19 protein-coding genes are annotated in these 20,901 nt (G+C 60.1%); 11 read left to right on the top strand and 8 right to left on the bottom strand.

Going from position 1 to position 20,901, the window contains the following annotated elements:
• The first annotated feature begins 36 nt into the window (after positions 1 to 36).
• The gene (gene cobD, locus DW56_RS06460; RefSeq protein WP_024554581.1) at positions 37 to 1,134 is read left to right on the top strand and encodes a threonine-phosphate decarboxylase CobD; all 1,098 of its coding nucleotides are present in this window, start codon (positions 37 to 39) and stop codon (positions 1,132 to 1,134) included.
• Here the strand turns inward: cobD and DW56_RS06455 are convergent.
• The 7 genes from DW56_RS06455 to cbiB all read right to left on the bottom strand — a co-directional run bounded on the left by DW56_RS06455 (position 1,122) and on the right by cbiB (position 6,834).
• Positions 1,122 to 1,598 carry a GNAT family N-acetyltransferase gene (locus DW56_RS06455; protein WP_024554582.1) on the bottom strand — a complete coding sequence of 159 codons (477 nt, stop codon included), beginning with the start codon at positions 1,596 to 1,598 and terminating at the stop codon, positions 1,122 to 1,124. The genes cobD and DW56_RS06455 overlap by 13 nt on opposite strands.
• Positions 1,589 to 1,879, bottom strand: coding sequence for a type II toxin-antitoxin system TacA family antitoxin (locus tag DW56_RS06450; RefSeq protein WP_024554583.1), 291 nt, complete (start codon positions 1,877 to 1,879; stop codon positions 1,589 to 1,591). Before DW56_RS06450 ends, DW56_RS06455 begins: the two co-directional genes overlap by 10 nt.
• A gap of 85 nt (positions 1,880 to 1,964) precedes the next feature.
• Positions 1,965 to 3,017, bottom strand: a complete 1,053-nt coding sequence (cobT, locus tag DW56_RS06445; RefSeq protein WP_024554584.1) for a nicotinate-nucleotide--dimethylbenzimidazole phosphoribosyltransferase — start codon at positions 3,015 to 3,017, stop codon at positions 1,965 to 1,967.
• A 21-nt stretch (positions 3,018 to 3,038) separates the two neighbouring features.
• Positions 3,039 to 3,779 (bottom strand): adenosylcobinamide-GDP ribazoletransferase, encoded by a 741-nt coding sequence (gene cobS / locus DW56_RS06440; protein WP_024554585.1) that lies wholly within the window; start codon positions 3,777 to 3,779, stop codon positions 3,039 to 3,041.
• Positions 3,776 to 4,324, bottom strand: a complete 549-nt coding sequence (gene cobU / locus DW56_RS06435; protein WP_024554586.1) for a bifunctional adenosylcobinamide kinase/adenosylcobinamide-phosphate guanylyltransferase — start codon at positions 4,322 to 4,324, stop codon at positions 3,776 to 3,778. The genes cobS and cobU overlap by 4 nt, the downstream gene beginning before the upstream one ends.
• Positions 4,318 to 5,832 carry a cobyric acid synthase gene (locus DW56_RS06430; protein ID WP_024554587.1) on the bottom strand — a complete coding sequence of 505 codons (1,515 nt, stop codon included), beginning with the start codon at positions 5,830 to 5,832 and terminating at the stop codon, positions 4,318 to 4,320. Before DW56_RS06430 ends, cobU begins: the two co-directional genes overlap by 7 nt.
• 45 nt (positions 5,833 to 5,877) lie before the next feature.
• Complete coding sequence (gene cbiB / locus DW56_RS06425; RefSeq protein WP_024554588.1) at positions 5,878 to 6,834, bottom strand: adenosylcobinamide-phosphate synthase CbiB; 957 nt, start codon at positions 6,832 to 6,834, stop codon at positions 5,878 to 5,880.
• Between the two features lie 665 nt (positions 6,835 to 7,499).
• On the opposite strand from cbiB, the gene DW56_RS06415 reads away from it, so the two are divergent.
• Genes DW56_RS06415 through yjiA form a run of 3 tightly spaced genes read left to right on the top strand, consistent with a single transcriptional unit; the run spans position 7,500 to position 10,899 of the window.
• A complete protein-coding gene (locus DW56_RS06415) occupies positions 7,500 to 9,653 on the top strand; it encodes a carbon starvation CstA family protein (RefSeq protein WP_024554590.1) in 2,154 nt (717 codons plus the stop codon).
• Positions 9,654 to 9,710: 57 nt separating this feature from the next.
• On the top strand, positions 9,711 to 9,914 hold the full coding sequence (locus tag DW56_RS06410; RefSeq protein ID WP_024554591.1) for a YbdD/YjiX family protein: 204 nt from the start codon (positions 9,711 to 9,713) through the stop codon (positions 9,912 to 9,914).
• 19 nt (positions 9,915 to 9,933) lie between these two features.
• Complete coding sequence (gene yjiA, locus DW56_RS06405) at positions 9,934 to 10,899, top strand: GTPase (RefSeq protein WP_024554592.1); 966 nt, start codon at positions 9,934 to 9,936, stop codon at positions 10,897 to 10,899.
• Between the two features lie 160 nt (positions 10,900 to 11,059).
• On the opposite strand, the gene DW56_RS06400 is transcribed toward yjiA, so the two are convergent.
• On the bottom strand, positions 11,060 to 11,557 hold the full coding sequence (locus tag DW56_RS06400; protein ID WP_024554593.1) for a DUF4760 domain-containing protein: 498 nt from the start codon (positions 11,555 to 11,557) through the stop codon (positions 11,060 to 11,062).
• Positions 11,558 to 11,960: 403 nt separating this feature from the next.
• Here DW56_RS06400 and DW56_RS06395 point away from each other — a divergent pair, with 403 nt between their 5' ends.
• From DW56_RS06395 to DW56_RS06365, 7 genes are all read left to right on the top strand, one after another.
• Positions 11,961 to 13,517 (top strand): class I adenylate-forming enzyme family protein, encoded by a 1,557-nt coding sequence (locus tag DW56_RS06395; protein WP_024562288.1) that lies wholly within the window; start codon positions 11,961 to 11,963, stop codon positions 13,515 to 13,517.
• On the top strand, positions 13,514 to 15,121 hold the full coding sequence (locus tag DW56_RS06390) for an acyl CoA:acetate/3-ketoacid CoA transferase (protein WP_024554712.1): 1,608 nt from the start codon (positions 13,514 to 13,516) through the stop codon (positions 15,119 to 15,121). Before DW56_RS06395 ends, DW56_RS06390 begins: the two co-directional genes overlap by 4 nt.
• The gene (fabG, locus tag DW56_RS06385; RefSeq protein WP_024554711.1) at positions 15,118 to 15,852 is read left to right on the top strand and encodes a 3-oxoacyl-ACP reductase FabG; all 735 of its coding nucleotides are present in this window, start codon (positions 15,118 to 15,120) and stop codon (positions 15,850 to 15,852) included. The genes DW56_RS06390 and fabG overlap by 4 nt, the downstream gene beginning before the upstream one ends.
• A 9-nt stretch (positions 15,853 to 15,861) precedes the next feature.
• Positions 15,862 to 17,052 (top strand): thiolase family protein, encoded by a 1,191-nt coding sequence (locus tag DW56_RS06380; RefSeq protein ID WP_024554710.1) that lies wholly within the window; start codon positions 15,862 to 15,864, stop codon positions 17,050 to 17,052.
• Between the two features lie 136 nt (positions 17,053 to 17,188).
• Entirely contained in the window at positions 17,189 to 18,526 is a 1,338-nt protein-coding gene (locus DW56_RS06375; RefSeq protein ID WP_024554709.1) for an MFS transporter, read from the top strand.
• 14 nt (positions 18,527 to 18,540) lie between these two features.
• Complete coding sequence (locus tag DW56_RS06370; RefSeq protein WP_024554708.1) at positions 18,541 to 19,419, top strand: SMP-30/gluconolactonase/LRE family protein; 879 nt, start codon at positions 18,541 to 18,543, stop codon at positions 19,417 to 19,419.
• A gap of 95 nt (positions 19,420 to 19,514) precedes the next feature.
• Complete coding sequence (locus tag DW56_RS06365; RefSeq protein WP_024554707.1) at positions 19,515 to 20,852, top strand: MFS transporter; 1,338 nt, start codon at positions 19,515 to 19,517, stop codon at positions 20,850 to 20,852.
• The last annotated feature ends 49 nt before the right edge of the window (positions 20,853 to 20,901 follow it).

Raw genomic sequence — 20,901 nt, 5'->3', positions numbered from 1 at the left:
GCTACACTGGCGAAATCGCGTTATCAGGAGCCTGTTATGGCCTTACTTTCCAGCCAGCACGGCGGCAACACCCGCGAAGCGGCGGCGCTTTACGGCTTTGAAGAAGCGCAGCTGCTCGACTTCAGCGCCAATATTAACCCGCTCGGCATGCCCGCCACGCTAAAACAAGCCATTATCGCTAACCTTGCGCTGGCGGAGCGCTACCCCGACCCCGAATACCAGGCGCTGCACCAGCGGCTGGCAACTCATCACCGCATTGCGCCCGACTGGGTGCTGGCGGGTAACGGCGAAACGGAACTGATTTTCTTGCTGACCGCCTGGCTGCGCCCCCGCCGCGCCCTGCTGCTGACGCCAGGTTTTGCCGAATACCGGCGGGCGCTGCAAAAAACAGGCTGCGAGATTGTCGATTACCCGCTGACGCAAGCGAACGGCTGGCAACCTGACGACGGGCTTCTGAAAGCGTTGACGCCCGGCCTCGACTGCCTGTTTCTCTGCACGCCCAACAACCCTACCGGGCTGTTGCCCGACGAGGCGCTTATCATGGCGATTGCGCGGCGCTGCGGGGATTGCGGCATCACGCTGATTGTGGATGAAGCGTTTCTGGATTTTGTGCCCCAGGCGCCGGGGCTTATTCCCTTTCTGGCTGAGCTTCCCCACGTCTGGGTGCTGCGCTCGCTAACCAAGTTTTTCGCCATTCCCGGCCTGCGGCTCGGTTATTTAGCCTGCGCCGACGTGCGGGCCGTCGCCGCCCTGCGTGCAGAGCGCGAGCCGTGGAGCATTAACGCCTTCGCGGCGCTTGCGGGGGAGATGTTATTTGAAGATAAAGCCTATATCGACGCCACTCTGGCGTGGCTCAACCAGCAGCGGCCCTGGCTTTACGCGGAGCTGGCGAAAATCGCGGGCGTGACGGTATGGCCGGGCGTCGCCAATTATCTCTTTTTGCGCTGCGACGCGCCGGGGCTGGATTTGCAGGCCGCGCTGCTGGCAAAACGCATTTTAATACGCAGCTGCGCCAACTACCCGGGGCTCGACGCGCGCTACTACCGCGTGGCGGTGAAATCCCGGGAGGCCAACGCGGCGCTGGTCGCGGCACTGAAGGAAATACTCCCGGCTGGCAACATTTATAGCCGATAAAAAAGCCTGTCTTGCGCGATAGCCGACTGCACAAAACCAAAACGCTCGTAGAATGCCCGGGCGTTATCGTCTATTGCATGAACCATAACGGCCTTGACGCCGATGTGGTGAGCAACCCGGGTTGCGCGCATCACCGCATCCTTCAGCAACCACTGACCGAGCTTTCGGCCCTGGTAGTTTGCATCGACCGCCAGCCGCCCCAGCAAGATAACCGGAATGGGCTCCGGCATATTTTGCCGCATCCCCCGGGAAACACTATGGCGGCTGACGGAACCGGAAGCCAGGGAGTAATAACCAGCCACAATATTCGTATCCGTCTGGCAACTGACAAACGTTCGTGAAGCCTTCAACGCCTGGTTTTTTAACGCCCGGCGTAAAAGCCAGTCGTCCAGAACAGGGTTACCACAGCGGAATTCCGTTAAAACGTGCTTATCCGTAAGCAATACAGGCTGGCTTATTCCCATTCAGGCTTCACATCCATTAAACGCTGGCGGCCTTCGGCGTTCTGGAGCGGCGACTCCAGATCCTCTATAAATGCGTCGTATTGCTCGTCATCCAGCATGAACAGACGCTGATCCAGAATGATATTCTGGGCTTCCTGACAGGCCAGCTCCAGAATGAAATCGGTGCGGGATTTTTTAACCAGACTTGCAGCGTAATCAATAACTGCTCGCTCGGCATCCGTTGCCCGCAGATTTATCTGGTTATCCCTGGCCACTTTCGGCGCACGGGTGATTACAGGCATAGACTCTCTCTAAGGTAACAATTTGCTATACGTAAAGCTTACCCCGCAAGGTAGCAATATGCTATACAAAATTTAGCGCTACTCATCAGCCCGGCAGCACGATATGGCTGCCGGCCAGCGTACCCATGTTGTTGTAAACCGCGCAGGCGGCGTCCACGAGGTGCATCGCCAGCGCCGCGCCGCTGCCTTCGCCAAGGCGCATATCCATGTTGAGATAGGGCGTGAGCTTTAATTCATCAAGCGCGATTTGCGCTCCCTTCTCCGCCGAAAGGTGGGAGGGAATAAGATAGTCATGCACTGCGGGGGCGATGCGGCAAGCGGCGAGCGCCGAGGCGTAAGAAAGAAAACCGTCCAGCACCACCGGCAGCCCGCACGACGCCGCGCCGAGCATTACGCCCGCCATGCCGACGAGATCAAACCCGCCGACTTTCGCCAGCACCTCCAGCCCGTCGCTTGCCTCCGGTTGGTTTACCGCTATTGCCCGGCGCACCACGTCGACTTTATGGTGCAGCCTTTCCTGCGGGTAGTTGGCGCCCATGCCCACCACGTCCTGCGGGTCGCGCTTCGCCAGCACGCTGATGATAGCGGCGGCGGGCGTGGTGTTGCCCATCCCAAGCTCGCCCACGCCGAAGAGCCGCACGCCCTGCGCCGCCAGTTCGCGGGTATGGTTCGCGCTTGCCAGCAGCAACTGTTCCGCCACCTCGCGCCGCATCGCCGGGCCGCGGGCGATATTGCCGGTGCCGCGCGCCACTTTCAGGCAGGCGACGCCCGCCAACGGTTCGCAGTCGATGCCGATATCAACAACGTGGACCTTCGCCCCCACGTTCGCCGCCAGCACGCATACGCCGGTGTGGTGTTGCAACATATTCAGCGCCTGGATCGCCGTGATCGCCTGCGGCGATACGGTTATCTGTTCTTCATAAACGCCGTGATCGGCGCACATCACCACAATCGCTTTTTGCGAAACCTCCAGGCGGGCGCGAAAACCCGGCATGGCGGCAAGCTGCGCCGCCAGATCCTCCAGCCGCCCGAGGCTGCCGGTGGGCTTAAGCAGGCCGTCAATATGTCGCCGCGCGCGGGCGGCGGCCTCATGGTCAGGCGCAGGAATGGCGTTAATCAGTGAGTCGAGAGTTTGCATACAGCTGTCCGTCAGGCTGGCTTACAGCAGCGCCAGCAAAAAGATAAATTCGCCAAGCTCAATGGCCGCGCCAAGGGTGTCGCCGGTTTGCCCGCCCAGCGTGCGCTTCAGCGCAAGGGCGAGCAGATAAACCGCAACCAACGTCAGCGCGAAAGCGATAAGCCCGGCCGTCTGCCCCAACAGCGCGCAGAACAGCGCGCCGATCGCAAGCGTAATGGCGCTCTGCATGCCCGTCACTTTGCCGATGAACAGGTTGCCAAGCCCCTCTTGCCGGGCATAACGCTGGCGGTACATCAGCAGCACGCAGGCGCTCCTGCCCGCCACGCAGGCGCAAACCAGCGCAGGCAGCATATGGCCGCCGCGCAGCGCCAGCTCGTTCACCACCAGCACCTTGCCGAGCAGCACGAAAATCAGCCCCAGCCCGCCGTGCGTGCCGAGGCGGCTGTCGCGCATGATCTCAAGCATGCGCTCGCGCTTGCGGGTGGAGAACACGCCGTCGCAGGTATCCGCCAGCCCGTCCAGATGAAAGCCGCCGGTCAACAGCGCCAGCGCCAGCACGCTGAAGAGCGCCGCGAGCGGCGTGCCGCACCCGCGCTCCAGCGCCAGAAACACGACGCCGCTGAGCGCGCCGAGCAGCGCGCCTGCCAGCGGAAAGAAGACGACGCCGCGAACATAGCGCTCGGTTTCCACGCCCTGCGATAAGCGCGCGGGCACCGGCAAACGGCTCATAAAAGCGAGCGTGGCGAAAAACAGACGCATCATTTAATTTTGACTCCAATCCCGGAAACCACCAGCCAGACTTCATCCGCCGCCTGCGCCAGCCGCTGGTTTACCCTGCCTGCAATATCCCGGAAATGGCGCGCCAGCCTGTTCTCCGGCACGATGCCCATTCCCACCTCATTCGTTACCAGAATGACCGGCGCGGGACAGCGTTCGCAGGCGTGGATAAGCGCAGTGATTTCCTGCTCGATCTCCGCCTCGATAGCCGCGTAATCCCACGTTTCTTCCGCCGTATCGCCGACAAACGCGAACAAGATGTTGCTGATAAGCGTGGTGACGCACTCCAGCAACACCGCTTCCCGCGGGTCGTTGTCGGGCGTGATGAGCTTATCCAGCTCGCGCCAGGCCTCGACAGTGCGCCAGTGGGCCGGGCGGCTTTGCTGATGGTGGCGCACCCGCGCCGCCATCTCGTCGTCCAGCACCCTGGAGGTGGCGATATAAAGCACCCGCTCCCCCGCCTGCGCCGCAAGCGTTTCGCCATGACGGCTTTTGCCGCTGCGCGCGCCGCCGGTAATCAGCTTCATAATTCTGGCTCCTGATGGTCGCGCATAATCTGATAAATTCTGGTGATATCAATGTGCTCGCGCATGGCACTTGCCAGCTTGTCGAACTGCTGTGATTTCCAGGCAGCGTAATCCAGCGCCTCGCCCGCAAAAGGCGCTAATCCTTTGCGCAGACGCAGGCTGTCCAGCAGGGCGCGGGTAAAGGCGCCGTTATCAAACAGACCGTGCAGGTAGCTGCCTGCCACCTGCCCGTCGGGGCTTACCGCGCCGTCCTGTTTTTCTTCGCCAAGGCGAGCGAAAGGCCGCGCGTTTTTACCTAAGGTGGTTTCGCCCATATGGATTTCATAACCCTGCAAGGCAAGGTTGCCGGCGGCGCTGAACAGCCCCGGCAGCGGCAGGGTTTCGCCCGCCACCTGCGTGGTGGTTTTTTCAAAGGCGAAACGGGTGGTGACGTCCAGCAACCCAAGCCCCATTGCCTCGCCAAGGCCCGATTCCACCGCATCTGTTATCTGGCCGCCCAGCATCTGGTAACCGCCGCAGATGCCGATGACCAGCACGCCCTTGCCATGCTGCGCGAGCAGGGCGTCGGCAAGGCCGCTTTCACGCAGCCAGCGCAGGTCGCCAAGGGTGTTTTTGCTGCCGGGCAGGATAATCAAGTCTGCGTCCGTCAGTTCGTGGGCGCGGGCGACATAACGCACGCGGGCATCCGGCTGCGCCGCCAGGGCGTTGAAATCGGTAAAGTTGGCGATGTGCGGCAACTGCACCACGGCTATCTCCAGCTCGCGCTTGTCGCGGCGGCTGTATTTGCCGCGCTGCAACGCCACGCCGTCTTCATCTTCCAGATCGATATCCAGCCAGGGCATCACCCCCACCACCGGCACGCCAGTCAGCGCTTCAATCTGTTCAATGCCGGAAGTGAGCAGCGCCACGTCGCCGCGAAACTTATTAATGATGACGCCCTTTACCCGCCAGCGTTCATGCTCCTGTAAAAGCGCCAGCGTGCCGTAAATGGCGGCGAAGACGCCGCCGCGATCGATATCCGCCACCAGCAGCACCGGACAGCGGGCCATCTCCGCCATGCCCATGTTGACGATATCCCGGTCGCGCAGATTGATTTCCGCCGGGCTGCCCGCCCCTTCCAGCACTATCGCCTCATAGTCGGCGGCCAGCGATTGGTAAACCGCGCTGACCTGCGCGCGCAGCTCAGTTTTAAAATGGTGGTAGCTCACCGCGTCCATGTTTTTCGCCACCCGGCCCATCAGCACCACCTGCGCCTGACGGTCGCTGGTAGGCTTGAGCAGCACCGGGTTCATGCGCACATCCGGGGCGATGTTCGCCGCCTGCGCCTGAAAAATCTGCGCGCGGCCCATCTCTTTGCCATCCGGCGTAATGCCGGAGTTCAGCGCCATGTTCTGCGATTTAAAGGGCGCCACGTTCAAGCCATCCTGATAAAAAATGCGGCACAGTCCGGCGACCAGCACGCTTTTGCCGACGTCGGAAGCGGTGCCCTGGAGCATAATGGCGAGGCTCATCGCGCCTCCTCAGTAAAATTACGCACGTTTGCGCTCCTTATGAAATTACGCGCCGCAGATGGCCAGACGCAGCAGGGCAAACAGCAACAGCGCCAGCGTCGACGCCACCAGCATTAAGCGCACCGAGCGGGGAATATCCTCCACCGTCACTTCGCGCCGGGCATCGCCTATCCAGGGTTTTTCCACCCATTCGCCGAAATAGCGGTTCGGCCCGCCAAGGCGAATGCCGAGCGCCCCGGCGACCGTCGCCTCTGGCCAGGCGCAGTTGGGGCTGCTGTGCTGGTAGCGGTCGCGCCAGCCGATGCGCAACGCGGCAGTTGGGTTCAGACGGCAGACAGCCGCCGCGCAGGCGAGCAATAGCCAGCTTAACCGCGCCGGGATAAAGTTAGCCGCATCGTCCAGGCGAGCGGAAACCATGCCGATGTGACGGTACTTTTCGTTTTTATAGCCCACCATGGAATCCAGCGTATTCACCGCCTTGTAGGCCAGCATCAGCGGCGCGCCGCCGACCAGCAGAAAAAAGAGCGGCGCGATAACGCCGTCGACGCTGTTTTCCGCCACCGTCTCTACCACGGCCCGCGTGATTTGCGGCGCTTCCAGTTGCGAAGTGTCGCGCCCGACGATGCGCGAAAGCTGCTGGCGGCTGCGCGAAAGCGAACCGGAACGCAGCGCCTGCTCCACGCCGCGCGCCTCGTCGGCGAGGCAGCGTGCGGCAAGCGAGACGTAAATCATCCACACTTCCAGCAGCCAGCCAAACCAGGGATGAATGGCCTGCGCCATTTTCAGCGCGCCGAACGCCGCGCCAAAGGTGATCCCCACCACCACCAGCCACAGCAACGCCCCGCCTGCGCGCAACTGGCGGGGCGTATGGCAACGGGCGCGAATCACCTTTTGCGTGCGGGAGATCAGCGCGCCTACCCAGCGTACCGGGTGCGGCCAGCGCGGCGGGTCGCCCAGCAGCAAATCGAGCGCAAAAGCGATAAACCAGGCGAGGAGCGTCACAAGCGGGCGCCTGACAAAAGCGGAATAGAACAATGGCGGTGTGTTGCGGGTTGCATCGGCCGTTCCTTGCTTGCAGGGCGCAGCCGTAAAAGGCGTCGCCACTGCCAGAATAAGAAGCGAAAATCTTGCCTCAGCAGCGGGCCGCTATGCCACTCTTATTTCTGAAAAAACGATAAACCGATGGTATCCGCAACGCGGTCATACCTGTCGAATAGCCGTCCTCCCGGCAGACCACACGCTATTACCTCGCCTTACGTTGTGAGCTATTGGCCGTGGCGACCAGCATATTCATGGCTGTTTGCGAAATTTAAGCGCTGAGGAAGCGGCAGACGCCGCCTTTTTCAGCCAGCCGCAAGCCACCCTCCTCCCTGGCAATTTCCTAAAAGAAACCATAACCATCTTTTCGCGCCATTTCCGGCGCGTTTTAACACCTTTTCGCGTGATATGAATCACATTAATCAGCCCTGCTTTCCCACCCGCTAACCGTTTGCCGCGCTATACGACCATTCAGGGTAGCTATAGCGCCGCTTAAGGATTTCTCAACCCCGCGCCCCGGTCGTTTTGTCATCATAAGCAGCATGGCAAAAGCCGCTTTTTTTCTTACCTCCGGCGCGGTGATGGGTAGCTGCCGCGCCTGTATCGACGACTGACAAACAGGTTCTTCCATGAACGCGAAAACACTTCTTAAGCACTTGCCCTGGCTCGTCCTGGGAATAATCGGTGCGTTTTGCCTCTCTATTGTCGCCCTGCGGCGCGGCGAGAGCGTAAGCGCGCTATGGATCGTAGTGGCTTCAGTCTCCGTCTATCTGGTGGCCTACCGCTATTACAGCCTTTACATCGCGCAGAAGGTCATGAAGCTCGACCCGACGCGCTCCACCCCGGCGGTCATTAATAATGACGGCCTGAACTACGTGCCGACCAACCGCTATGTGCTGTTCGGCCACCACTTCGCCGCCATCGCAGGCGCAGGCCCGCTGGTCGGGCCGGTGCTGGCGGCCCAGATGGGCTACCTGCCCGGCACGCTCTGGCTGCTGGCAGGCGTGGTGCTGGCAGGCGCGGTGCAGGATTTCATGGTGCTGTTCATCTCTTCCCGCCGCAACGGCGCTTCGCTTGGCGAGATGATCAAAGAGGAGATGGGTCCGGTTCCTGGCACCATCGCGCTGTTCGGCTGTTTCCTTATCATGATCATCATCCTGGCGGTGCTGGCGCTGATTGTGGTGAAGGCGCTGGCGGAAAGCCCCTGGGGCGTCTTTACCGTCTGCTCGACGGTGCCTATCGCGCTGTTTATGGGTATTTACATGCGCTTCCTGCGCCCGGGCCGCGTGGGCGAAGTTTCCGTTATCGGCATCGTACTGCTGGTGGCCTCCATCTGGTTTGGCGGCGTCATTGCTGCTGACCCGTACTGGGGCCCGGCGCTGACCTTTAAAGACACCACCATCACCTATGCGCTGATTGGCTATGCGTTTATCTCCGCGCTGCTGCCGGTGTGGCTTATCCTCGCGCCGCGCGACTACCTCGCCACCTTCCTGAAAATCGGCGTGATTGTCGGCCTGGCGGTGGGCATCCTGATCCTCAATCCGCAGTTAAAAATGCCGGCCGTAACGCCATTTATTGATGGCACCGGCCCACTGTGGAAAGGCGCGCTGTTCCCGTTCCTCTTTATCACCATCGCCTGTGGCGCGGTTTCCGGCTTCCATGCGCTGATTGCTTCCGGCACCACGCCGAAACTGCTCGCCAGTGAAACCGATGCGCGTTTTATCGGTTATGGCGCGATGCTGATGGAATCTTTCGTGGCGGTGATGGCGCTGGTTGCGGCGTCTATTATCGAACCGGGCCTCTACTTTGCAATGAATACCCCGCCTGCGGGCCTCGGCTTCACTATGCCGAACCTGCATGAGCTGGGCAGCGCCAACGGCCCGGCGATTATGGCGCAGTTGCAGGATGTTACCGCTCATGCCGCGGCCACGGTCAGCTCCTGGGGCTTTGTCATCTCGCCCGATCAAATCCTGCAAACCGCGAAGGACATCGGCGAGCCTTCCGTGCTGAACCGCGCAGGCGGCGCGCCGACGCTGGCTGTGGGTATTGCGCACGTGTTCCACAAAATCCTTCCGGCGGCCGATATGGGCTTCTGGTATCACTTCGGCATTCTGTTTGAAGCGCTGTTTATCCTCACCGCGCTGGACGCAGGCACCCGCTCGGGCCGCTTTATGTTCCAGGACCTGGTGGGCAACTTTGTGCCGTTCCTGAAAAAAACCGATTCGCTGATTGCCGGCATCGTGGGCACAGCGGGCTGCGTGGGCCTGTGGGGCTACCTGCTTTACCAGGGCGTGGTGGATCCGCTGGGCGGCGTGAAGAGCCTGTGGCCGCTGTTCGGTATCTCTAACCAGATGCTGGCGTCTGTCGCGCTGATGCTTGGCACCGTCGTGCTGGTGAAGATGAAACGCACGAAGTACATCTGGGTAACCGTGCTGCCTGCAATCTGGCTGCTTATCTGCACTACCTGGGCGCTGGGCCTGAAGCTGTTCAGCACCAACCCGCAAATGGAAGGCTTCTTCTACATGGCGGGCGAGTATAAAGCACGCATCCTGGCGGGCGGCGCAGAGCTGACCGAACAGCAGATTGCCAACATGAACCACATCATTGTTAACAACTACACCAACGCCGGGTTGAGCATTCTCTTCCTGATCGTGGTTTACAGCATTCTCTTCTACGGCATTCGCACCGCGATGAAAGCGCTGCGCGCCGACAAGCCGGTGGCGAAAGAGACGCCGTATGTGCCGGTGCCAGCTGAAGGGGTGAAAATCTCCTCCGGTCATTAATCACAACCTTCATGCGCCCCGCTACCTGCGGGGCGCATGCTTTTTCAGGATACAACCATGTTTGGTCAATTAGGCGAAGCGGCAAAATACCTGGGTCAGGCGGCCCGCATGTTGATTGGTATTCCGGACTACGATACCTATGTGCAACATATGAAAGAAAACCACCCCGATAAGCCTTACATGACTTACGATGAGTTCTTCCAGGAGCGTCAGCAGGCGCGCTACGGCGGGAGTGGCAAAGGCGGCATGCGTTGCTGCTGAAATTAACGGGAGAGAGATGATGCAACCTGTAGCGGTAACGCTGTTAACCGGCTTTCTCGGCGCGGGCAAGACCACGCTGCTGCGCCATATTCTTGAGGCCGACCACGGCCAGAAAATTGCGGTTATCGAAAACGAATTTGGCGAAGTGCCGATTGATAACGCGATTATCGGCGATCGCGCCACGCAGATTAAAACCCTGAGCAACGGCTGCATCTGCTGTAGCCGGTCGAATGAGCTGGAAGACGCGCTGCTCGACCTGCTCGAAAAGCGCGACAGCGGCGAAATCAACTTCGACAGGCTGGTGATTGAGTGCACCGGCATGGCGGACCCCGGCCCCATTATTCAAACCTTTTTCGCCCACGAAACGCTTTGCGAGCGCTACCTGTTAGACGGGGTGATTACCCTTGTGGACGCCGTACATGCAGACCAGCAGATGAACCAGTTCACTCTGGCGCAATCGCAGATTGGCTATGCCGACCGCATTCTGCTTACCAAAACGGATGTGGCGGGTGAAAACGATGCGCTGCTGGCAAGGCTTGCGCGCATCAACGCCCGCGCGCCGGTTTATACCGTCGTTCATGGCGAAATCGACCTCGGTCTGCTTTTCAACGTGCAGGGTTTTATGCTGGAAGAACGCATTGTTGAAAAGGCGCCGCGTTTTCATTTTGTCGCCCCTGTGCAAAACGCCGTAGGCTCTATCGTTGTGAACCTCGACTACCCGCTGGCGCTGGATGCCGTTTCGCGCACCATGGAAGGGTTGCTGCTGGATTTCGCCGACCGTCTGCTGCGCTATAAGGGAATGCTCTATATCGAAGATGCGCCGCGTCGGCTGCTTTTTCAGGGCGTGCAGCGTCTTTACAGCGCCGACTGGGACCGCGAATGGGCGCCGGAAGAAACGCGCCAGAGTACCATTGTCTTTATCGGCCTTGAGTTGCCGGAAGCGGAAATTCGCGCCGCTTTCGCCGCGCTGGCGCCGAAAGCGTAATAAACCCGATTCATGGCGGCTACGGCCGCCTTTTATTACGCGCTCATCTATTTATTATTTATGCGGCGCGCTAAAAACGTCGGGTAAATAATGAAAGCGGTAACGCGAATCAGGAATAAAAATAGTGAAGCAATACATTCTGACCAGCCGCGGGCTTGTCTTAACGGTGTCTTTTTAAGGGTGCTTTCCGCCATCGGCTTACCAGCCATTCAAACTCCTGCCAGGTGGTATCGGAATGAATATGTTCCCTTACCGCTTTCACTAAAGGCTCTGCAATATCCCATGTTTCCATCACAGTGGCATACGACGTGCGTTTAATCATATTTTCATCGTATATCCCCTCCCGGAGGCTGACAGCGACCCGCTCATAAAAGTTAAGGATGTATTGCAGCTTACGTCGCTCATTCAATATTTCGGGCGTGACAGGCGCCTCATGGGACGAAAAAACATACGACCGAAAGGATTTACCGGAAAAGTGTACCTTTTTCAGAATATGAAGCGCTTCAAGATACTGCTGATCTTTTCTGCTTGCGAAAAGAAAAATGGCCGTTTGCGTTTTTTTAGCCGTACGAACGTTATAAATAATAGTTATCGTTGCAACAATAACGCCGATAAATACGAGAACATTGTTGATTAAGTGTGAATTACTGGTTTCCATAATTATTTATTCATCTATAAAAAAGGCGGGGGTAACCCGCCTTTGAATAATTAACTCGATCAAAACCCATCAAATTCATCAAAAGCCATTTTATATTATCTCCTTAAAATATAAGAAAGCCTTAGCGCCTTCCCGAAAATAATACTTAACCCAAATTCAGGGCGCAAAATAAATTGTCGTGACCTGCGAGTTATGCCGCATTTAAATAACGGGCTTTTGCAACGTTTCTGGCGCTGTGCTTTGCCTTCTCCCAAAAACCATGACCCTGCTCGCGCCGCATTGTGCCAAGTTACAATGATGATGTTGTTTTGTTGATTTTTTGTTGTGAATAAGCCCGCAACTTGCCCCTGCTTCTCTACCCTAGACTGCTGGCATTGCCACCGAGCTTTGTCAGGAGAGACCCATGAGCAGCAGCTGCGCCGACTTTCAGAACCTCTATCAGGCCCTGCGCCGCAGCGCGGAGCGCCGCCCGGACGCGCTGGCGCTGGCATTTGAAAACGAGCGTTACCGCTACCGCGATTTTCACCAGCGCGTTCAGCAGACCATGGCGCAGCTTTCCAGCGTCTGGTCATTGCACAAAGGCGACCGCATCGTGCTTGCCTTCGGCAACCGCCCCGCCTTTTGCGAGATTTTCTTCGCCGCTATGGGCCTTGGCATTGAGGTGGTGCCGTTCAGCACCAAGCTCAAGCAGGAGGAAGGCGAAGGGCTGGTGGCGCACATTGCGCCGCAGGCGGTCTTTTTTGACGCTAACGGCCAGGACTGGCTGTCGCGTACCCAGGGGGCGCGCTGCGTGTCGCTGAGCGAATGGCAAGCGCTTGTGCTGCCAGCTGCAACGCTTGCGCAAGAGGCGAGCCTGAGCCGCGACGACGCCGCCATTATTATGTTTACCTCCGGCACGACGGGCGAGCCGAAAGGCGCGGTCATCACGCATGGCAACCTGCTTAGCGCCGTTGAGGCCTATGCGCACGGGCTGTCGCTGGGCGAAGACGACAGCACCGTGCTGGCGGTGCCGATTTACCACATTACCGGCCTCTCCGCCCTGCTGGCGCTCTTTGTATACCTGGGCGCCGCCATCTGGCTGCAACTGCGTTTTAATGCAGCAGAAGTCATGAACACCGTGCGCGAGCAGGGCATCACCTTTCTGCATGGCTCGCCCACGGTCTTTATTCTGCTTTGCCAGGCGGCGAAGGCGCAGAGCGAGAGCGTGCCGCAAACCTGGCCGACGCTGCGCGCCGTCGCCTGCGGCGCAGGGCATCTTAATGAGGGACTGGTGCGCGAGCTTAAAGAGTGCTTTCCCCGCACCGCCATTCACCCGATTTACGGCCTTACCGAGACCACCTCCCCCGCCACTATCTTCCCGCAGGATGTCTGGGGCAGCGCGAAAACCGGCAGTTCCGGCCAGGCGATCCCGGGCCTTGAGATAGCCGTTTGCGACGATGAGCAAAAACCGCTCGGCCCCGGTCACATCGGCCATATCTGGCTTAAAGGCGCGGTGGTGGTAAGCGACTACTGGCAGCGTAGCGAGCGCCGCCCCGCCTGTAACGCAGAAGGCTGGTTCAATACCGGCGATATCGGTTATCTCGACGAAGATGGCTTTCTTTTCATTAAAGATCGCAGCAAAGACATGATTAACCGCGGCGGCGAGAAAATTTATTCCATTGAGCTTGAAAACATTCTGTCCACCTACCGGGGCGTGAAAGAGGTGGCGGTTATCCCGGCGCCAAGCCCGGTTTACGGCGAAGAGCCGGTGGCGTTTATCGTCGCCGACAGCCAGCAAAGCCTGACCAGCGAAGAGATTCTGGGCTGGCTGAAGGCGAAGGTGGCGCGCTTTAAGCTGCCGGCGCGCATTATTTTCACCCGCACCCTGCCGCGCACCCATAACGGCAAAATCAGCAAGCGTCAGCTGCGGGCGCGCCTTGCTGAGCATATTCCTTATTTGTCCCCGGAGGAGAAAGCGTGAAAACGACCTTTATCAGCGCCCAGGAAGCCGCGCGCCTTATCAAAGACGGCGATACGGTCTGCACCGTCGGCATGACGCTTATCGGCGCGGCGGAATCGATACTCAAAGCGATTGAAGCGCGCTTTTTGGCGCAAAACACGCCGCGCGGCCTGACGCTGGTGCACGCCGCAGGCCAGAGCGACCGCCAGCGCGGCAACCAGCATTTCGCCCATCCGGGGCTGGTTACGCGCATTATCGGCTCCCACTGGGGCCTTGCGCCGCGCTGGATGGCGATGATCAACAACGACGACGTGGAAGCCTGGTGCCTGCCGCAGGGGCAGATGGTGCATCTTTACAGCGCGATGGCCGCCGGTCTGCCGGGGCGGCTTTCCCAGGTGGGCTTAGGCACGTTTGTCGACCCGCGCATTGAGGGCGGGCGCATGAACCGCCGCACCCGCGAGCAGCCAAACCGCGTCGAGCACCACACCTTTCGCGGCGAAGAGTTTCTCTTCTATCCCGCGATCCCGCTGGACGTGGTGATTGTGCGCGGCACCCACGCCGACGAAGACGGCAATCTCTCTACCGATGAAGAAGCCATGAAGCTTGAAGTGCTGCCTGCCGTGCTGGCGGCGAAGCGCTACGGCGCGAAGGTGCTGGCGCAGGTGAAATACCGCGTGGCGCGCGGCTCGCTGCACCCGAAAAGCGTTACCGTGCCCGGCACGCTGATAGACGCCATCGTCGTCTGCGACGAACCAGAGACTGACCACCGCCAGACCTCCGGCTGGGCCTTCGACCCGTCGCTTTGCGGCGATATCCGCCTGCCGGCGAGCGAAAGCGCCCCGTTGCCGCTTAGCCTTCGCAAGCTGATTGGCCGCATCGCCTGCCGCTACCTGACGCCGGGCTGCGTTATTAACCTCGGCACCGGCATTCCCAATGATGTGATCGGCGCGATTATTCACGAAGAAGGCGTGGGCGACGACGTCACCATTACCGTGGAATCTGGCATCTACGGCGGCTTGCAGGCGGGCGGCACCGATTTCGGCATCGGTCGCAACTTAACCGCCATGATTAGCCATCAGGACCAGATGCTCTACTACAACGGCGCGGGCGTGGACATCACCTATATGGGCGCAGGGGAAATGGACCCGCAAGGCCATGTTAACGCCACGCGGCTTGGCGCTTCCTGCCCTGGCGCGGGCGGTTTTATCGACATCACCCAGAACGCCCGCCACGTGGTGTTTTGCTCGTCGTTTACCGCCAAAGGGCTTGAGATCGCCTGTGAAAACGGCGCGCTGCGCATTGTACAGGAAGGCGAAGTCTGCAAGTTCGTCAACGCCGTCGATCAGATCTCTTACAACGGCGAACTGGCCCGTAAAAAAGGCCAGACGATGCATTACGTTACCGAGCGCGCGGTATTTGAGCTGCGCCCGGAAGGGCCGGTGCTGGTGGAGATTGCGCCGGGCATCGACCTTGAGCGCGACGTACTGGCGCAGATGGCCTTTCGCCCGCTTATCGATCCGAAATTAACCGTGATGGAGCGCGCGCTGTTTGACGAGCCGCCTTACGGCCTCGCCGCCGCGTTCTCTCGTCAGCCACAACCTGACCTGCAAGGAACTGAAAAATGAAACTCACCGGTAAAACCGCCATTGTGACCGGCGCCGCCCGCGGCATCGGCTTTGGCATCGCCCAGGTGCTTGCGCGCGAAGGCGCGCGGGTTGTCATCGCCGATATGGACCCGCGCGGCGAAGAGTCCGCCGCCGCCCTGCGCCAGTGGGGCAACGAGGCGCTGTTCATCACCTGCAATATTGCCAACAAAGCGCAGGTGGAGGCGCTGTTCGAACAGGCCGAAGCGGCCTTCGGCCAGGTCGATATTCTGGTCAACAACGCGGGCATTAACCGCGACGCCATGCTGCACAAACTGACGGAAACGGACTGGGACACGGTTATCGACGTCAACCTCAAAGGCACCTTTTTCTGCATGCAGCAGGCGGCTATCCGCATGCGCGAGCGCGGATATGGGCGCATCGTCAACATCGCCTCGGCAAGCTGGCTTGGCAACGTCGGGCAGACCAACTACGCCGCCTCTAAAGCGGGCGTGGTGGGGATGACCAAAACCGCCTGCCGGGAACTTGCCAGAAAAGGAGTAACGGTAAACGCCATCTGTCCGGGCTTTATCGACACCGACATGACCCGCGGCGTGCCGGAAAAAGTGTGGGAGATGATGATCAACAAGATCCCGGCGGGCTTCGCAGGCGAAGCGAAAGACGTGGGCGAATGCGTGGCGTTCCTCGCCTGCGACGGCGCGCGCTATATCAACGGTGAAGTGATTAACGTCGGCGGCGGCATGGTGCTGTAAGGAGAAATGATGAAACAGCCTAACGATATTGTGATTGTCAGCGGCGTTCGCACCGCCATCGGCGCCTTTAACGGCAGCTTCGCCCATACCCACCAGCATGACCTGGGCGCGGCGGTGATCCGCGAAGCGGTCGCCCGCGCGGGCATCGCGCCTGAAGAGGTGGATGAAGTGGTGGTGGGCAACGTAGGCCAGGTGGCGGAAAGCGGCTTTATCGCCCGCGTCTGCCAGCTTCGCGCCGGGCTGCCGAAAGAGACTACCGCCTACTCCGTTAACCGTCAGTGCGGCTCCGGTTTGCAGGCGATTGCCGACGGCATGATGGCTATCCAGACCGGCCAGGCGAACGTGGTGGTGGCCTGCGGCACCGAGAACATGACCCAGCTCCCTTACTACCTGCGCCAGGCGCGCGACGGCTACCGCATGGGCAACGGCGTGCTGGAAGATGGTCTTATCTCTATCCTCACCTGGCCCGAAGGGCCGTACCACAACGGCATGACGGCGGAGAACGTGGCCGAGCGTTTTAACATCAGCCGCGAAGCGATGGACGATTTTGCCTGGTCCAGCCAGCAAAAAGCGCTGAAAGCGATTAGCGAAGGGTACTTCCGCGAGCAGATCCTCGGCATCGAGGTGCCGGACGGCAAGAAAGCGACCCGCCTGTTCGATACCGACGAGCATCCGCGCAACACCCCGCGCGAAAAGCTCGCGACCCTGCGCCCGGCCTTTAAGAAAGAGGGCGTGGTGACGGCGGCCAATGCTTCCGGCATTAACGACGGCGCGGCGGCGCTGGTTTTAATGACCCGCGAGCAGGCGGAAAAGCGGGGCTTAACGCCGCGCATGCGCATCAAAGGCTGGGCGGTGGCGGGCTGCGGCGCGGAGATCATGGGCTTTGGCCCGGCGCCTTCCACCCGCCGCCTGATGGACAAGCTTGGCCTGGATATTCAGTCGGTCGATCTGATCGAGCTGAACGAAGCGTTCGCCGCCCAGGCGCTGGCGGTAATGAACGATCTGAAGCTTGATCCGGCGCGGGTGAACGTTAACGGCGGCGCTATCGCGCTTGGTCATCCGGTGGGCGCGAGCGGGGCCATCCTGCCGGTGAAACTGATGTATGAGATGGAACGCAGCGGCGCGCGCACCGGGCTTGTGACCATGTGCATCGGCGGCGGACAAGGGATTTCCATGCTGTTCGAGCGCGAAGGCGCTTAAGAAGAACGGCCCGATGTGGGGCATCGGGCCGGGACGTCGTGCGGGTCATCGCCCCTGCGACAACGTGAGCTGACACAGCGGGATCTCGCCGATCCCGGCAAAGGTCTTTGACCGTTACAACGGGAGAATAGTAACCATGTCCGCAATAAATGAAAAGCCGACGGGCGGGGCGCAGGCGCGCATCACCCACAAAAAGATCTACCGCCACCTGCTGCCGTTGTTGATCGTGGCGTACATCATCAGCTTTATCGATCGCACCAATATCGGCATGGCGAAAGCCAGCATGTCGGTGGATCTGGGCCTCTCCGCCACGGCGTTTGGCCTGGGCGCGGGGCTGTTCTTCCTGACCTATTCGGTGCTTGAAATCCCAAGCAACCTCTTTCTGGCGAAGATTGGCGCCAGGCGCTGGATAGCCCGCATCATGATAACCTGGGGGCTAATCTCCTGCGCCATGGCCTTCGTCACCGGCCCGTGGTCTTTCTACGCCATGCGCCTGCTGCTCGGTGCCGCCGAAGCGGGGCTTTATCCCGGCATTATTTACTATTTAACGCTCTGGTTTGGCCGCGAAGAGCGCGCCAAAGCCACCGGTCTGTTCCTGCTCGGCGTTTGCTTCGCCAATATTATCGGCGCGCCGCTTGGCGGCTTGCTGCTGAATATGGACGGCATTGCGGGCTGGGCGGGCTGGCAGTGGATGTTCTTTATCGAAGGCTTGCCGGCCGTGGCGCTGGCGTTCGTGGTCTGGCGCGTGCTGCCGGACAAACCCGCCGACGCGAAGTGGCTCGATAAACAGGACGTGGAATTTATCGAAACCACCCTTGCCCGCGAAGCGCGCGAGGCGAACCACGCCCCCTCCTCTTTCTCACTGAAAAAGGCGCTCGCCACCCGCGTGTTCCTGCTGCTGGTGCTGGTTTACTTCGCCCACCAGTTCTCGGTTTACGGGCTGAGCTACTTCCTGCCGGGCATTATCGGCAGTTGGGGCGATCTGTCGCCGCTCCAGGTCGGCTTGCTGACCGCCATTCCGTGGATTGCCGCTGCCTGCGGCGGCGTGCTGCTGCCCCGTTTCGCCCGCACGGAGGGCCGCTCGCGGCGCATGTTAATGGTGGGGTATCTGGTGATGGCGGTGGGCATGGCAATTGGCGCGACGGGCGGCCCTTCTGTCGCCATGATCGGCTTCTCTGTTACCGCGTTTATGTTCTTCGCCGTGCAATCCATCATCTTTAGCTGGCTGCCTTCCATTATGAGCGGCAGCCTGCTGGCGGGCAGCTTTGGCCTGCTTAACTGCCTTGGCCTGTGCGGCGGTTTTCTCGGGCCGTTTATCCTCGGCGCGTTCGAAGACCGCACCGGCTCGCCCACGTCCGGCCTGTGGTTCGCCGTCGGGCTGCTGGTTATCGGCGCGCTGGTGGCGACGCTTATCCGCAGCCGCCCCGCCTCTTCCCTTGCCGCAGGCCCGGTGGCGCGCGGCGAAAAAATCTGAACCTGGAGAACGCCATGCGTATTGAGGTATTGATTGATTTAAAAACCCGGCTTGGCGAAAGCCCGGTCTGGGACGTGGAGCAGCAAAGGCTCTACTGGGTGGACAGCCAGGACGGGCGCGTTTTCTCCTGCAACGCGCAGGGCGGCGCGATAAAAAGCTGGGACGTGCGGCAAAAAATTGGCTCTATGGCGCTGCGCCAGAATGGCGAAGGGGCGGTGGTGGCGCTTCAGCACGGCGTGCATCTGCTTGATTTCGCAAGCGGCGAGCTGGAACTGCTGCACAACCCGGAAGCGGATAAACCGCATAACCGCTTAAACGATGGCAAGGTTGACCGCCAGGGACGCTTTCTGTTTGGCTCGATGGACATGCGCGAAGAGGAGCCGAGCGGCGCGCTCTACCGGCTGGACGCCGACCTCTCGCTGCACACGCTTGAGCGCAACATCATTTGCTCTAACGCGCCCTGCTGGAGCCCCGGCGGCGAGACCTTTTACTTCGCCGACACCTGGACGGGCGAAATTCGCGCCTGGGATTACCACGCCGCCACGGGCGACATTTCCCGCGAGCGGGTCTTTTGCAAAGTGGACCGCAGCGAAGGCGGCGCGGCGGACGGCGCCACGGTGGACAGCGAAGGCTACCTGTGGAACGCGCTGGTCTACGCCGGCAAGCTGGTGCGCTATACGCCGGACGGCGAAGTGGACCGCATCATCACCATGCCGGTTAAGAAAGTGACCAGCGTGATGTTCGGCGGCGAAAACCTCGACGTGCTTTACGTCACCTCCATGGCGCAGCCGCCCCTGCCGCGCTTCCCGGAAGATAACCAGCCGCGCGGCAGCCTGTTTGCGATTTACGGCTTAGGCATTACCGGCGTGCCCGAGCGCCGCTTCGCCGGTTAACTTGCTCGCCGCGAAAAACAAACCTAATACGCGGCGCTTAACTCTGACCCTGACCATCAGCGGCCCGCATAAAAGCGGGTCGTGGAGACAACAACATGAGCATCATTAATTCTTCTCCCGCAGCGGCAAAACGCGGGAAACGGCAAGCTATACATCGTTTTTCCTGGGTTTCGTTACTGGTCTGCTGGCTGATTTGGGTACTGAACGCCTACGACCGCGAGATGATCCTGCGCTTAGGCCCGGTTATCTCCCGTGAATTTTCGCTCTCGCCCGAGCAGTGGGGCAATATCGTGGCGCTGATTATGGTGGCGCTGGCGGTGCTTGATATTCCCGGCTCCGTCTGGAGCGACCGCTACGGCTCCGGCTGGAAGCGCGCCCGCTTCCAGGTGCCGCTGGTGCTGGGCTACACCGCGCTCTCGTTTATTTCCGGCATTAAGGCGATAAGCCACGGGCTGACGAGCTTCGTGCTGCTGCGCGTGGGGGTAAACCTCGGCGCGGGCTGGGGCGAGCCGGTGGGCGTGAGCAACACCGCCGAATGGTGGCCGAAAGAAAAACGCGGTTTCGCGCTTGGCGTGCATCACACCGGCTACCCGATTGGCGCGCTGTTAAGCGGCGTGGTGGCGAGCATCGTGCTTACCACTTTCGGCGAAGGCAACTGGCGCTACTGCTTTTTGGTGGCGCTGGTCGTTGCCATTCCGCTGATGATTTTCTGGGCGAAATACTCCACCGCCGCACGCATCAACACGCTCTATAACCACATGGACGAACAGGGCTTTACCCGCCCGGCGGCGCTTGAGAGCAACAGCGTGCAAAAAGGCGACGGCATGAAGACCTTCGTCAAAACACTGCGCAACCGTAATATTTCGCTCACTGCCGGCAACACGCTGCTGACGCAAATCGTCTACATGGGCATTAATGTGGTATTGCCGCCGTATCTGTATCACGTTTCCGGGCTTTCACTTGCCGCTTCCGCCGGGCTTAGCATTATCTTTACCCTTACCGGTACGCTTGGCCAGGTTATCTGGCCGTGGCTGTCCGACAGTCTGGGGCGCAAGCGCACCCTGATTTTATGCGGTCTGTGGATGAGCGTCGGCATCGCGCTGTTTTACTTCGCCACCAATATGCCGCGTCTCGTCGCCATTCAACTCTTTTTCGGGCTGGTGGCGAACGCGGTATGGCCGATTTACTACGCGATGGCTTCAGACTCCGCCGAAGAGAGCGCCACCTCCACCGCTAACGGCATTATCACCACCGCCATGTTTATCGGCGGCGGGATTTCGCCGCTGCTGATGGGCTGGCTGATTCAGCTTGGCGGCGGCTGGGAGAGCGTCACCGGCTACGTCTACACCTTCTTCACCATGGCGGGCTGCGCGCTGCTCGGCGTGCTGTTGCAGCTGATGACGGTAGATAAAACGCCGCGCCACAGCCATTAAGAGCAACGCCTGCCCGGCGCAGGCGAAGAGAAGACCTGACCCCTCGCTC

The sequence above is a fragment of the Franconibacter helveticus LMG 23732 genome, assembly GCF_000463115.2.
Classification (GTDB): Bacteria; Pseudomonadota; Gammaproteobacteria; order Enterobacterales; family Enterobacteriaceae; genus Franconibacter; species Franconibacter helveticus.
Note: the sequence above shows the minus strand (reverse complement) of the source record. Positions and strands in the feature narration are given on the sequence as shown.

Excerpts from the sequence above, each read along its gene's own strand:
- DW56_RS06380 (WP_024554710.1), top strand. The coding sequence starts at position 15,862 with ATGAAACAGCCTAACGATATTGTGATTGTCAGCGGCGTTCGCACCGCC.
- DW56_RS06375 (WP_024554709.1), top strand. The coding sequence starts at position 17,189 with ATGTCCGCAATAAATGAAAAGCCGACGGGCGGGGCGCAGGCGCGCATC.
- DW56_RS06410 (WP_024554591.1), top strand. The coding sequence starts at position 9,711 with ATGTTTGGTCAATTAGGCGAAGCGGCAAAATACCTGGGTCAGGCGGCC.
- DW56_RS06370 (WP_024554708.1), top strand. The coding sequence starts at position 18,541 with ATGCGTATTGAGGTATTGATTGATTTAAAAACCCGGCTTGGCGAAAGC.
- DW56_RS06455 (WP_024554582.1), bottom strand. The coding sequence starts at position 1,598 with ATGGGAATAAGCCAGCCTGTATTGCTTACGGATAAGCACGTTTTAACG.
- fabG (WP_024554711.1), top strand. The coding sequence starts at position 15,118 with ATGAAACTCACCGGTAAAACCGCCATTGTGACCGGCGCCGCCCGCGGC.
- DW56_RS06430 (WP_024554587.1), bottom strand. The coding sequence starts at position 5,832 with ATGAGCCTCGCCATTATGCTCCAGGGCACCGCTTCCGACGTCGGCAAA.
- DW56_RS06415 (WP_024554590.1), top strand. The coding sequence starts at position 7,500 with ATGAACGCGAAAACACTTCTTAAGCACTTGCCCTGGCTCGTCCTGGGA.
- cobS (WP_024554585.1), bottom strand. The coding sequence starts at position 3,779 with ATGATGCGTCTGTTTTTCGCCACGCTCGCTTTTATGAGCCGTTTGCCG.
- cobD (WP_024554581.1), top strand. The coding sequence starts at position 37 with ATGGCCTTACTTTCCAGCCAGCACGGCGGCAACACCCGCGAAGCGGCG.
- yjiA (WP_024554592.1), top strand. The coding sequence starts at position 9,934 with ATGCAACCTGTAGCGGTAACGCTGTTAACCGGCTTTCTCGGCGCGGGC.
- DW56_RS06400 (WP_024554593.1), bottom strand. The coding sequence starts at position 11,557 with ATGGAAACCAGTAATTCACACTTAATCAACAATGTTCTCGTATTTATC.
- DW56_RS06450 (WP_024554583.1), bottom strand. The coding sequence starts at position 1,879 with ATGCCTGTAATCACCCGTGCGCCGAAAGTGGCCAGGGATAACCAGATA.
- DW56_RS06395 (WP_024562288.1), top strand. The coding sequence starts at position 11,961 with ATGAGCAGCAGCTGCGCCGACTTTCAGAACCTCTATCAGGCCCTGCGC.
- DW56_RS06365 (WP_024554707.1), top strand. The coding sequence starts at position 19,515 with ATGAGCATCATTAATTCTTCTCCCGCAGCGGCAAAACGCGGGAAACGG.
- cobT (WP_024554584.1), bottom strand. The coding sequence starts at position 3,017 with ATGCAAACTCTCGACTCACTGATTAACGCCATTCCTGCGCCTGACCAT.